General features: G+C 39.5%; 7 protein-coding genes. 6 read left to right on the forward strand and 1 reads right to left on the reverse strand.

Translation table 11 applies throughout. The annotated features are described in order from the left end of the window. Positions 1-43: 43 nt before the first annotated feature. The 6 genes from DP114_RS32405 (at position 44) to DP114_RS32435 (ending at position 12,954) form a co-directional block, all read left to right on the forward strand. Complete coding sequence (locus DP114_RS32405) at positions 44-250, forward strand: DEAD/DEAH box helicase family protein (protein ID WP_169266213.1); 207 nt, start codon at positions 44-46, stop codon at positions 248-250. 8 nt (positions 251-258) lie between these two features. Next, positions 259-654 carry a hypothetical protein gene (locus tag DP114_RS32410; RefSeq protein WP_169266212.1) on the forward strand — a complete coding sequence of 132 codons (396 nt, stop codon included), beginning with the start codon at positions 259-261 and terminating at the stop codon, positions 652-654. Between the two features lie 299 nt (positions 655-953). After that, the gene (locus DP114_RS32415) at positions 954-1,289 is read left to right on the forward strand and encodes a plasmid mobilization protein (RefSeq protein ID WP_169266211.1); all 336 of its coding nucleotides are present in this window, start codon (positions 954-956) and stop codon (positions 1,287-1,289) included. 677 nt (positions 1,290-1,966) lie between these two features. Next, complete coding sequence (locus tag DP114_RS35530) at positions 1,967-3,616, forward strand: relaxase/mobilization nuclease domain-containing protein (protein WP_246163627.1); 1,650 nt, start codon at positions 1,967-1,969, stop codon at positions 3,614-3,616. A 306-nt stretch (positions 3,617-3,922) separates the two neighbouring features. Then, positions 3,923-12,211 carry a reverse transcriptase-like protein gene (locus DP114_RS32430; protein WP_246163637.1) on the forward strand — a complete coding sequence of 2,763 codons (8,289 nt, stop codon included), beginning with the start codon at positions 3,923-3,925 and terminating at the stop codon, positions 12,209-12,211. A 20-nt stretch (positions 12,212-12,231) separates the two neighbouring features. Next, positions 12,232-12,954, forward strand: coding sequence for a hypothetical protein (locus DP114_RS32435; RefSeq protein WP_246163629.1), 723 nt, complete (start codon positions 12,232-12,234; stop codon positions 12,952-12,954). Positions 12,955-13,247: 293 nt separating this feature from the next. Here the strand turns inward: DP114_RS32435 and DP114_RS32440 are convergent, their stop codons facing one another. Continuing rightward, positions 13,248-14,501 (reverse strand): sensor histidine kinase, encoded by a 1,254-nt coding sequence (locus DP114_RS32440; protein ID WP_211178533.1) that lies wholly within the window; start codon positions 14,499-14,501, stop codon positions 13,248-13,250. Positions 14,502-14,625: the final 124 nt, after the last annotated feature.

Consider the following 14,625-nt stretch of genomic DNA (forward strand, 5'->3'; position numbering starts at 1 on the left):
AATTTTTATAGCCAAAAACTTTTAAACTGAGGAAAATAATATCATGATTCAAGTTTTAGTCCCTGAAATCCTGTCCGAATTTAAACCAGAATTTAAGCTCAGAGATTACCAAGAGCGTGCGATCGCCCAAATCCATGAGTTCTTCAAATCTAGGCTAATAAGTGTCCTGTTATACGCACCCACAGGTGCTGGGAAAACGGCGATGTCATCTCAAATCATCAGAAGCACTATCATTACCTCAAAAACCTGATTGTCGATATGTACAATAAGGAAGCACCACCACAAGACATAGACCTTTGCTTCCAGAAGAAATCGGGTTATGCCGCGCCAGACGATTGGTATGACTCTGTATTGTTTGACGAAAAACACGGTTGGGAAGTAGATGTGCAAGTTTATTACAGGTACTTGCTTTCATTCCTCCCTAGTAGCGCACCGCAGAATAGAGAATGGATAAATAAGTGTATACAACGTGAATTTAAGACAGCGATCGCCTGGGCAAGAGAAAACCTCACCGCGTCTTACTCCCGAACAAGTTTTACTCCTGACGAAATCAACCAGGTAGTTGACGCAAGAATCAAAGACTTAACCTCTTACCAAACCTGGTGGCGCATCTTAGGGTTTGAAAAAGAACCACTAAGAGCGTGTGTTGTTTAATCGCTATCTACGCGGTGAAGTCACTAAACCGCTTACCGTTGTTAAAGATAGCTACACTGATTACGGCAACAGGTTTTATCAAAAGCGCGACCAGCCGAAGCTTTAACGCTGTTTAGCGGGTTCTAGCATCTAGAAAGCATTTGACCACCCGAATTTCACAATAATTACCTAGAGTTTTTAGTTAAAGCTCATGGCTATGAATACCTTTTTGTGAGAAATTCGTCAAATCTTTATAGAGAGAATATTTCACCTATTTGAAGGGGCAGGTTACAAAGGATTAAGTAGAAAAATCAACTTATATGAAGCGCACCCACCGAGTAGAAATCGCTCTCAACTCAGATGAGAAACAAACTATAGAGACAAAGGCACAACTATGTAATGTCAGTACAGCCCAATACCTCAGAGATTGTGGGTTGAGACGAACCCTAATGGCTAAACCACCTGCTGATGTGATTACCATTCGGATAAGTGCAGGTACTGCTAAAAGCAAACTGATGATGCTTCGACATCTAGCGGGCGAAACAAACAATCAACAGATTCTAGATACCATAGACGATGCGATCGCACTCGTGGATAAGACAATTGCCGCCTCATTCAATATAAACATATCAGAAGAAACTACTACCAATGGATAAAGAACGCCTGTGACTTACACGTAACTTAACGAGACTATAAATGCAATAATAATAACATTTATAACACTGAGAAACAATTGTCATCTAGCAGTAGTCCCAGACATAGTTAAACCATCCCCAAGTCAACTTATACTATTCCCAGTACAAACAAACTAGCTAACTATGTGGAAACTACAACTAGGTCTGAGACTACTCCAGCTATACCTACAACTAGTCGCAGTTGCTCCCAACCACCTCACTCTCAGATACATTTAGTTGAACAAGGTATGTTTACACCCGGTAGTAACGATAGAGTATAGGAACGCTACACACAGAATTAACCAACGATCAGTTGAAATAAAACTAATTGTCGAGATTTCAGCAAATGTGATTACCCTTTGGGCGAGAAGAAGATCATCGCAGAACGACTCCTTCGGGGAAAGTATCGCACTCTTTGTGAGCATTGCACGGTAGCTTTTGTAGAGAATTACAGTTACAAGTGCTACATTATACTAGTTAGATAGAATCGAAGAATATCAATAAGTAATGGCAACGAGATAGTCAAATTGTGCATGAAAATTGCCCTGTCTCCACAACTACGGTTTCTATACGAGTAGACGGGAGACTTCTGACAGGCTAGCGAAATCTGCGCCACTACAAGATTTCAGTTCACAAGATAAAGCAGTAATTATCAGCATATGATACCTGTTATTTACAAGAAGGGTAGCTTCCTCGACACCCTAAAATATGTATTAGAGAAAGATGATGCTGCAATTATCGATACCAATATGATGGGAACTAGCCCTGGAGAGTTAAATTTGCAGTTCCTTGCAAATAGGTATCTCAATAAAGGAGTAACTAGAGCGTGCGCTCATCACATCATTGCAATTGCTCATAGGGAAGGACACCACGAACATCTCTGGGACAGCCAATATGGGTATGTAGTAGGAGAATACTTAAAGGAAATGGGGTACTGCAAGGAAGGAGAAGCACTAAGTCAGTACGTAGCGGTGAGACACTGCGATCGCAATCACGAACACGTCCACATAATAGCTTCACGCATTACCCTGGATGGTAAAACTGTTTCAGATTCACACGACTACTTCAAGGCACAAGAAACAACCAGGAAAATAGCGGCTGCCTTAGGGTTAGAAATAACTCCTACTAGCAATCAAGCCATAGCTAATAAACTAGATAAAGAGTATGGGATTACCGCTGCTGTCAGTTCAAACCGCTCAAAAAGCATCAGACAAGTTAACAGTAAGCACAAAACACCTTCAGCCAAAGAGATAATCAAGCAAGGGATAGCCGCAGCAGTTGAGAACAAACCTGATGTAGGGACTTTTATCCAACGCCTGGGGGAAAGCGGGGTACAAGTCTTACCAAAGCTAAAGGGGAAAGAGTTACTAGGGTTTAGTTATATTCACAATTCTGTGGTAGTTGCTGGGTATCAGATATACAAGCCTTACAGTTGGAAAAATCTCCAGACTGAATTTGGAATGTCATATAACCCAGAGACAGACTATGATACCCTAGTACGGGCACGTACTCAAGGACAAGAACTACTCCTCAAGGGAAAAAATACAAGCAGCACAACCGATAATAGTGACGATAGCAACTCTGACTCTCATAAAAACAAGAGTGCGATCGCGTTTGGCAATAAGGGTAACCAGCAGCCAGATGAAAACGTAGTCATACCAGTATTGCTAAAGGAAGGTAAACGCAAGAAGTGGCTATCAGTCGATAGCAGCAAATATGGCGAGAAAGAGGAAGTACCAGAAGCCGAGTTTACCGAAGTTGAAGAAGACACTAACGTGGTAAGTCAGTCTAATACAGAAGTAAAAGCAGCACCATTAGATACCACATCAACTGAGAAATTCACTCAATTAGAGCTTTTAGATGTAAAAGTACCAAATGTAAAACAAACAAATTCAACTAAACGAGATAGCCCAGAAATAGGTGGAAAAGACGCCACATCTTTCAACTTAGTACAAGCTAACTTACAGACTACTGATACAGCAGAAAATCAACCATCTGAAGAAGATAAACACTGGGCAGAAAGTATCTTACCTGCCGTCGGTAAAATCTGGCGACTAGCAAATCAGACAGGAAAAATAAAGTTAATACCTGGAGGAACCAAACAGGTAGAGGGAAGAAGTTACAGAATTACTATCAAAGATGAGAGATTAAGCATCTCATTTCTTCAAGACAATAGAAAGGTAGCATCATACGATCTAGAAAAAAACACAGTATTAGCTGCCAGCCCAACAGATGAAGATAAACAATACTGGAAGAAAATTACTCAGAAACAGTCAGTATCTATAAACAAAAAAGATGTAGAATTGTAGTTTACACTACCCCTCTTCACTACAAGAAGCTTGATATTCTGCCCAGGCGCAACCTATTTCATTGTACCATTCGTCTAGAATAAGCCATTCATGTAATATACCTGAATTTAGCATAAAAGCTAGTTCTATAAATGAGACATTTTCTAAATATTCCATCGAATACATAAATCAAATTTTTCAGTCATGAAATATCAGGATTATATCACGTTAAATAAAGCATTTGTAACAATTATCAAATTCTAGTTGGATGTAAATTTAATTGATTAAAAATAAAATCGAGTGGGAAAGGTTATCGTAAGTAGGCAGATGGTTATTGAGGCAAAGCATTTCGACACTCGTTTAAATCAGTGGATTCATAACGATAACAATCCAAGCAATGCAGACTCTTTACTAAAAGAGGAGTTAAAAAATAGCCTACTAGAACATTTTTTCCCAGAGGCAGAATTCTCGTTCGGACATATGGACGAGAAAGCTACCCCCGACCAGTTAAAAAACCACCCGGAAGGACACAAGCTACTACTATCTTCAAAAAGCCGACTGTTATATGGACCAGAAGAATATCTGGAAACCATAAGCAAGTTATGCCCTGACAACAAGGATAGAGGTGCATATGGGTCAATATTCCTTGGCTCGTGCAAAAATGCCATCAACGCAGAATTAAATATTCTCATCGTAGATGACAGCACAGGAAAAAATGGCGGAATCATCAACAATGACCAAGCTTATCGCCTCACCGGAGACTGCTACGGACAAATATCCACAGAGTTATACCAACAGTTAACCGGACACCAAAAAGGCGACCAATACCGTGTTATCCAACACCGCTTCGGATGGACAGATAAAGATGGGAATGATGATAAGTTCAGGTTTGGAAAGGGTATTCTACGTCCAGCTAATCTCGACCAAATCCTTAATTATCAAAACCCTAACCAACCAAAAATTGATTTAATCATCCCTCTATCTGCTTTTAAGGGAACAGATAAAGACAACCCGAATGGTCCGACCAAACCCCAAATTAAACCAGGGCTGTACCGCCAAAACATTTGGTTAGGGGAAAAATCTCAATCTGAGTTAGGTAAAACTGCTATATCTCAAATGATTGCTTCCTTTCCCAATGGGTTAAAGGATTTTGCCGAAACAGTAGAACTTGAAGCAGCAAAACTCAAAAAAGCGCTGGATGACCCCCGCAAGATAGCTCAACTTTATTGCGAGAAATACGAAAAACGCAAAACCTTCCTCGAACAGCAAGCCGCTGAACTAGAAGAAGAAGCAGCTGTTGATCAGGAAGTCGCTGAAGAATTTGAAAAACTACAAGAACGAATTGCCACCGATACAAATATTTACAAACTCATTAAAACTGATCTCGAAGGATGGGGACAACTCCTAGAAACTGAAAAAATTCAAAGAGAACTCGCCCGATTTGTCCAAGGCGAATGGCAAGATATTTCGGTTGGGAAAACTCTCACCTTTGAACGGGCAATGGTCATCCCATCCAAAGACCTCCGAGATGGTGAAGTCTGCATTCCTCATTATCAAGATAGCGAACAAGTACTTAACTTCCGCTCCCCCTTCCTCAACTCCAATGGTCTGTGTAGCTCAACCAACAAAATAGTTGATGATATCATTGGACCTGACGGCAAGCCTTTAGCAAGTGTTGTCGCCGTTTCGGATGAAACCTCCGAGCGCATTTACAACCGCCTCAACAGTCAAATCAAATCCATCCTTCCCGAACTCCAAGAAAAAAATATTCAACTAGAGAGTATTGAAAACTACCTTGACCAAAATATTGGGAAGCTGGAAACAACAGATAAAATTGAATTCACTAACAATTTTAATGAGTATATTAAGCAACTAAATAATGAAGGATACCAACTAGAAATCTTACCCCAAGAATCCGAGCAAGAAAGACAAGCCCGCGACTATGATGGCGACTGTATCGGATTCGACCATGCTAGCAAATACCCAAACCTCACAGCTGAAGCTATCTGGCGTAACGTACCTGAAAACGCCTACGAACCAACTGTCAAACTCAAAAAACAATCGTTTTATCGGGAAAATGGCACTCAACCCGAATTTGAGGAAATCGCCATCCACATGAGTGATGGTATCAGTGTTGGTGTAATCAACAATCACCTGACATCAATTGAGGCGCTGGAGTCAGAAATTACTATCCTCAAAACCTTTGGTAGCGAGAAAGACCAAATAGAGTACGTTATTCAGGTAGCCAAACACTACGAAAAGTTATTTGACCAAGAAAATAGCGCACAAGCGCACGGTGACACCAGCCCAGACATCTCCAACAAGTATCGCGGCTATATGGAAGAATTTGTCCAAACGTTACGGCAAGAACCTCTCACCCAAGAAAACGCACTCTTTGCAATGGACATCAATACCCGGATATATCGGGAAATGGTTGCTGAAGCCGCGTTCCAAAACCAAATTGCAGTTGACCTGTTCAAAAGTGCTAAAAAACCAGAAATGGATGTTATCCGCAACAACAGTCGGATTCTTCATCGGGAAGTTAACTACATTCGTGATAAGAAAAAGGATGTTTACTTTGACAGTACTATCGAACCGACAGGTTACTCACCTGTTGAAATTCTCATTAGTAAAACTAACCAATATTTTGAGAAAGCCCAATTAGAATCACGCGAACTAACTCAGTTTTCAAACCTTTTTAAGGGAGTAGAATTTACCTATGAACAACGCTTGCAAGCCACCCTCGCCAAGAGAGAATTTGATAAAGAGTTTAACAACGCCACACGCTATACCCAACGTAAAAAGACAGAAAAGGGATCATCAGCAAGTATTGATATTGGAAATGGTCAAAAACTCGATGTTACAAATCTCCTTAAATATGACCATCCCCTTATCTGGAATGCACATAAAATTACCCTAAAAGTCTCAGAAATTCCACCTGAAAAACGCTCGATAGATAAACCTCATCAGTATCGGGTTTACGCCCAAATTAATGATGAAACTGAAAACGCTAAACCCAAGTTTAAGACACTAGGAACTGTATCCAAGGAACAAGAAAACTCGTTCCAAGAGCTAGGAATTGTTCCCAACAGAGAAATTACATCAACTAAGATATCCTTCCAGCCAGAATTAAGTGAAGGGCAAATTAAGTTGATGTACCAAAAGGCTTACCAAATCGCCGAAGACTTTTATAATTCGATTTCTGATAGCGAAGCGGGACGCGATCGCCATCGCGTCCTAGAACAAAAGCTAGCAATGGCTGCTGCTACTTGGGCAGTATCAACTACTCGTGAAGGTTCTAACTCTAAAAGCCAACAAAACGAGGTTGAACAAGAAGTTGAAAGACAAAAGAAAGTATCAAATTTTGTATTTGCTAGCTTTACTCAAGAAATTATCCAGCAAGTAGATAAACTTCAATTTACTAATTTTACCCTGACGGGACATAAGCATAAAAGTGAAACAATCAAGCAGGTAAATCAAAATAATCCCCAGGAAATTAGATTTAATATTAGCGAGCAGAAAGATAGTAGAGGTAATACTGTAATCAAAGATGTCATTGAAGTAAAGAATCCTGAAACAGGAGAGTATGAAACCTTCGCCAACATCAACGCCACTGATGGTAAACTCCCCATCGGTACAACTGCAACTGGTACTATTGAAAAAGGAGAAGTGTATACAGCCACAGCTAAAATAAATATACCTGGAGGCATAAATTTAGAATTTCAGGTTAAAGAATTACAAAAGTTTCAATGTAAAGACCAAAATTTTAATGGTGAGGAAGTAAATTTAATCATCCTCAAAGATAAACTGGAACGAGAAGATTATGTTATTACCTTTAAAAATGGTTACAAGGAAGAGAAATTAGGTACTCTTTCTAAAGAATCAGTAATAGCAGGAATAGAACAGGGATGGCTGGCAGAAAAACCCGGTCAAGGTGGTCAAAAAGTACAATTAGAAATCACAAGTATTGCTACAGGTGAAAATGCCTTCGCTATTGGAAAGACAGCCAGTGGTAATTTAGTAAGAATAGATATTAACGACAAGCTTAAAAATATAAATTTTCATGGACAAGAAATAACAGCAACAGTTAAAGCTTACGACAAACAGGATGTATATACAGCCAAGATTGGTAATTTATCTCTTGGTATTATCGGTCAACATACGGAAAAAGCATTTGGAAACAGAAGTAGGTACAGTCAAAAGAAAAGTACAGTACAACAATTAGTAGATGCAGGCATAATTAATGAAAGTAAAGTACAAACAACCATTCCTGTTATTCTCACAAGCAACGAAACCACCTGCAAACTAACCATTGACCCTGAATCAGTACAATATCCTGAAACATGGGTTAAGCGCTACCAGTTAGTTGACCAACAAAAAAAGACCAATCCAGTAGAGCAAAAAAATAATCAGTTATTCGATAAAATTACCGAACGTCCTACTATACTATTCCAAAGTGAGGAGGATAAATTAGTAGGATTAGTTGGGTTAGCTGTCGATAGTAAAAAATCTGAGGTGACAAAAGAATTTTTAGAAAGAGTAGGAATAACATACGACCAGGTTGCTAAATCACAAAGCAGATTGGAAGCTAAAAAGGGCATGACAGTATTCATGCTTGATGAAAGTACAATTACTCCCAAAAGAAAAGAACAGTTTCTAGAAAGATTTGGTGGTATCAAAAGTAATGATACTCCGCCACTACCTGCCCCCATTATTCCTGAACAAACTGTATATTTTAGCCATCCTAACCAACAGTATACCTTAGAAGATAACTCGCAAGTCATTAAAGAAAGTATTGGATTAGTAGTACCAGCCCAAGATGCCATTCTTGTCAACAGTTGGTTAGAATATAAAGACACAAATAATAACTACATTATCGAGAAAACTAGCAATGTAGCTATATTCATAATCGAAAAAGACACAGTCAGTAGTGAATTAGAAAAAGGTCTGACTCGTCTATTAGGAGAAGCTATCAATCTTGGTGAAATAGATGGATTTTACCAATATGAACAATTAAGTAATGAGCTTAATCAAAAAGTAGAAAAAGAAGGAAGCCTGTTAGAAATCAACTCTACACCACAGCCAAGCCAATACAAGCAGGCACTTCAATCACTTCCGAATTGTTCTAAAGAAATTAGTAAAGAGGAAATACCTTTACCAATAGTACCAGCAAAACCAGTTCAAGAAGATAGTACAAACGATAAAGAGTTAAATATAATTCCAAAACCAGTTTCACCAATTAGTAAAACTGTTGTCGAAGTTAACCCACCTACAGAAAAGATTGTTCAAGCAGTTGAGTTATCTAAACTAGGCGATTTTGACTCCAGCATTACAACGTTCAATGACCAAGAAGTTGAGTGGGTAGCTTGTATTATCAACGTAGAAATCCCAGACCGAAATAACCAGGACGAATGGCTCAGTTTCACAGAAACCGTCGCCGAAGAAATCACGGTTTTAGAGGCAGCTACCAAGAATTATTTATCTCCAGTTAGCGAGAATATTTTTAATATTCTCGAACTCAAAACTAGAGCAGCCCAACAAAGCAATCAATCCCTCCTTGATGAAGCTAATACTCGTAAGGAAACCGAAATCGCAAAATATGGGCAGGAAATATATAACGAACTCGAAAGCAAAGCACAGCTCGCACTCTTGAGTGAACAAACCCCTGAAGCACTACCCGAAGTGGTAGTATCAATTGGTAGTGTTGCAGCACGGGCAACATCTGAAGGTATAGCCGCTGCGGTCATTACCAAAGATAAACAGCAGATACAACTTACCCAAGTTCTGCCTAAACTCGAAACCACCACCTCTCAAACTTCATACAGTGGGGATATTGAACATGCCGAATACCAAAGCCTAATAAACGGACTTACTGAAGCAGCCAGCGCTGGGTACAAATCTGTCCGCGTTGAAACCAGCAACGGGAAGTTTCTCGAAAACTTTGACCGTCCGCGTGAAAACCTCAAACCACTTCACAAACAAGCAAAAACACTTCTCCAACAGTTCGAGAAGTATGAATTAGGCTGGCAGCATCATCTCACTAACCCCGCGTATAGACTCGCATCTACCACTGCTCACGAGATAAGCACCGCACAATTTATTACTTCAGATACCACACAGCAGCCGCAATTACCCATAAATAATCCATCTAGCCAAAATCAAGGAAATGGAGATGCGCTTGTGAGTACAACTGCTGCGATCCTCCCTCCGAGAACCGAGCCCTTGCGAGGGATAAGCCGGAGGCTTGACGCTACGCATATCGCCTATAGTACTTCTAATGAGAATACTATTATTTCAAATCAACCCTCCATCCAAGAAATTATCACCATTGGAAATCAAACCGCAGCGCGCGCTCAAAATCCCCAAATTCCAGAAGATATCAAGATTGCTGGTAAAGTGCCAATGGTTTACTCGCTCTTACTACATGGTGAACCCCCCAAACTACCAGTCAACACAACCATTGATGCCATGCGCGGACACAGTAGAGTACACACCACCAGGGGTGTGGACTACCAAAAAGCTTATGGCATCAAGGAAGGAGATATTGCGGTAGCCCTTGGTAAAAATGGCAAGCAAGTAGCCTTCCGGGTAGGTAAGCAATACGAAATCACCCCCCAGATGATTCAAAACCCAGCTTATCAACAAGCCTGGGCGAACTGGGAAAAACACTCAGTCAAAGAACTTACCCAAACTCAGGCACAGAAGGGTAGGATATATGGCTTATTTATGGAACCTCTGGGGGATTACGTCAACGGCAAGATTGTTCCATTCGTACCCACCAAACAACCTACAACAACCACAGTTAACATTAGTCCCGACTCCAGCGACGGGTTAGGCGCTGCACTGTCAAACGCCACGATGCTTGCCAAAGAGCAAGGCAAATTACAGAATGATTATCCAGTATCGCTAGGTAACAACCCCACTGCACCAGCAGGACAATACGGCACTGAAACGCATACAGCCAAAGCAGAAGGAGTTCCCTACACGTCAGCCGAGCAAGCTTTCAACCACCAGAAACAAATAAACCCATCTTTCTGTGATGAGTACAAGTTAATGGTAACAGTCCTTCAAGCCAAACTTGAACAACACCCACGCCTTGCTGAAACAATTACCAAACGTGGAGGAACCAAATGGCTGGAGAACTGCACCAACATTACCAATAGTCAAGATAAACAATGGGAAGGTAAGGGTAAAGAATCAGCATCTATCCGAGCGTTATCAGAGGCATATACCAATGTAGTAGAAAAGAATATAGCACCTACCCCAGAAAACACAGCCACAACAAGTGAAGTACCAAGCGATACAGTCACACAACAGAAAACTTCTAAAAGCACCAAAAACCAAGCTTTCCCAATTAATACTAAGCCAGAACAAATTGATATAGGCAAAACCACTAGTACAGAAAATTTACCCACACAACTGCCTCAATTTGCCCCCGGCATCAACCTTAATTCCCGTAGTCCAGATCCACTAGGGGCTGTACTTACCAGTACAACCGTCAAATCCAAGCAGATTGGAACTATAGCCAATGATTACCCCGTTTCATTCCGCAATAATAAGGAAATGCCTGCCGGAACATACGGACTAGAAAGTTACACTGAATCTAAGCCAGCAGCACAACCCTTTCTATCAGCCGAACAAGCTTTCTACGCCTACAAGGAAACAGTGCCCCTAAAAGAACCAAGGGTACAGCTGATGGCTGAAATCCTCCAAGCCCGGTTTGAGCAACACCCCAAATTAGCCGAAGCCATAACCAAAAGGGGAGGAGATCAATGGCTAAAACAGTGCAGTTATCTTGTATCAAGTGGAGAGAAAAATTTTTGGGAAGGAAAGGGATTAGAATCACCTTACATCCGCGCACTCATCCAAGGATATACCAAAGCACTAGAAAATTCAAATTCTCAACAAGCAGAAAATTATACAGCAGAAGCAATACAGCTTACCTCCAACCAAAAATTAGAATCAGAACCACAAGGGAAAAACACAGAGACAAGCTTCACTCCAAAGTTGAACGCAAAGAATATCTCCCCGCCCACTTCTGTTAAAAATCAAACTGAAAGTTCACATTTAAATACAGACGTTCAACAGGCATTATTACAAACATCTACAAATACCCAAACAAAGTCGATAGATAAAACTCTCGATAACATTAAAGAGAGTACTATTCAAAATCTTCAAAATTGGTATCAAGTTGCTCACAAATTAGGTAGAAATGAAAAATATATCGCTCGAATTCAAGAAGTCACTAAAGAATATATAAATGAAAGCAGTTACAGTCTAGAAAATGCATTCCAAGCTATGTCGCGTGACATCAAAGAACTACAGCAAATTGATGAAATGACAACCCTTGTCCAAAGAGTTGTTCAAATCTTTGGTAAAGAAGATGTTAACGGTATAATGAGCGTTAGAACTGAAAATTATAAAAATTATCAAATAGCAACACAAGCACAAGAGAAAACCTATCTTATTAAAGATAAAGATAGTAATATATTACTATATATTCGAGATGGCAAAACCCAAGTCAATAACCTTAACGAACAAATTGTAAATGACTTTAGGTTTATGAATTCACGAATTGAGAATAGACTTGAAAGTGTAAAAATAGAAATTATATAAAGGTAAATCAAATGATAAATATGACAGAAGCAATGCATTATGCCAATATTCAAGAAAAAATGACCCAATTAGGCATAACTGATGAAAGTGTTGCTAAAAAAGCACAAGAAATTGGTTCAGTTACCCCAGAAGAACAAAAAAAAGCCGAAGAAGCACTTTGGCAAGAATCAAAAATTGCTCATGAAGAAAAAATAGCACAAGCACAAGTTAACATTGAAAGTGTAGAACAAAGTGTAGAAGCAATCAATTTTAGAAATTTTAGCTTTCACCAAAATCAAACTATAACCGCCGATTTAGAAAATCAAAGTTTCAATTCGGATCAAAAAGATGATGATAACAATAGTAAGAGTGAATTAGCAGTAGAAAATAGAGAAGTCATCATCGCCAAAAATTCTGATGTACAGCAAGTAATGATTCCTAAATTATTAGAAATCTTAAGTAATGAAGGAAAACAGGGAAATGGATCGGTAGTTTATCAGGGTGAAAAGTACACAGTCAATATCCAAATCGAAGAAAGTTCAAATACCCTCTCCCTTGATAGAAATTCAGATTCAGAAAATCAAGAAGCGCTCTTGGCTTCCAAAAATAATGATGAACCTATTTATAGTATCATAGTCAACAACGTTACCCAAGAAGAATTTGAACGGTTTAAGTTACTCGTTAATCATGAACAACTTTACCGCAATAAGCAGCAAGCTCAACAACAGACTAATACAAAATCTTCTGATAATGAGCTTGAGTAATTAATCAAAGTATTCCTATCAAGATACCGAAAAAGAATCCACAAGTAAGAAAAAGATACTTATTCGGTATCTTGTTTTTAGGAAAAGTAATTCCAGCCATGCCAATACAATAAGCAAGTCGAAAGTAGTCAGCCTCAGCGAACTGACCTACAAAAAGATTGCTAAGAAAAATCAATGATTGAAGACTAAAACCGCAAAAAAAGAGCCACGATATATCAAATAGATTGGAGAAATTCACAATGCTATCGATAATATAATCCAACCAGATTTTCTTTTTTTGAGGCTTTTCCATTTTAAGAAGCGGCATTATCTACAAGTAAGCGTTTCTCCTGAGAATAACATTGAAAATTTGCCTCTAAATTAAAGATTATGACAAATGTTGAACCTTCTCCTACCTGAGAAAACACGCTAACACTGGCTTGGTAACAATCCGCAACATACTTAACTGTACGCAAGCCTAAGCCAGTACGAGCTACATGAGAGCCAGTACCATTGAGAGTAAATGTTCCCTCAGCAGCTAAACTGCCCAATTCCCGTGCTTTACGAAAGCGCTTTGCACTTAGACTATCCGTTTGGGTACAGCTTTTGCTGTTAAGTGCAGAAGTTCCCGTTAAGTAACGTTCCTCAAGGGAATAGTTTGGCAAAGAAAATGAACTACCGCTAAGTCCTATGCACCCACTTATCCCCAAATCATTATTCAACTGCTTCAACTGCGTTGAGGTGATACCCACGCCAGTATCTTGAACCACCAACCGGAGGAAACCACTTACTTGAGTATCAAGCTTGATGGTGACAGAGCCACTAGCAGAAGTATGCTGAAAAGCGTTTACAATCAAGTTGCAAACCATCCGCCATAGGTGACTATAATTTGCGTACAAGCACACATTAGCAACTTCAGACTCAATTACAAGGGAGAAATTTATATTCTGTGCGATCGCACTATTAGAGAACTGAGCATGGATGGAATGCAGCAAGCTAGCAATATTGATATATTCGATGTTTCCTCCTGGCTCTTGATTCAACTCACTCTTCAAATCACTAAGCACACCTAAAGTGGAAGTGATTGTAGAGCACGAGGTCTCTAACACGGAACGCAGCTGCTCAAGGCTATCGCCATACTTACCTACTCTAGTCAAACCCAAAACAAAGTTAACCGCCCTCAAAGGATGATAGACGTCGTGAAATATCATCTCCAAATATTGAGGAAGCCTCCGAAGATAATCACTTCGCTTGTGCAAGCATAAATTCACACGCTTCATTAGCTCAGACGAAGAAAAAGGATACACCAAAAAATCGTCAAAATCCAGAACGCATGAATCATCTGCTGATTGCACCACCTTAATAACTGGTAAACCTTCCAAACGGATACTAATTGGCTTTAAAGTAACGTCCAGTATCAAGTCAATACCTTTGAGATTGTCAGGTATTGCAGACTTAGTAACCACCAAATAATTTGATTCATGCAAGCTATCAACAACACTCGCAACAACCTGATTACGCTTTCTGCCAATTACTAATATCTTACACAGCACAGCAGTTACATACAAATACTACTCCAACTATCAAAGCACCATATCACCAGCCTTTACCACAGAAATATTACCAAAAAAAACAAGCCATTCAACTTAATCAAAAATTTAATCTTAAGCTATTTATTTATATTTTTATAAA

The sequence above is a fragment of the Brasilonema sennae CENA114 genome (assembly GCF_006968745.1).
GTDB lineage: Bacteria > Cyanobacteriota > Cyanobacteriia > Cyanobacteriales > Nostocaceae > Brasilonema > Brasilonema sennae.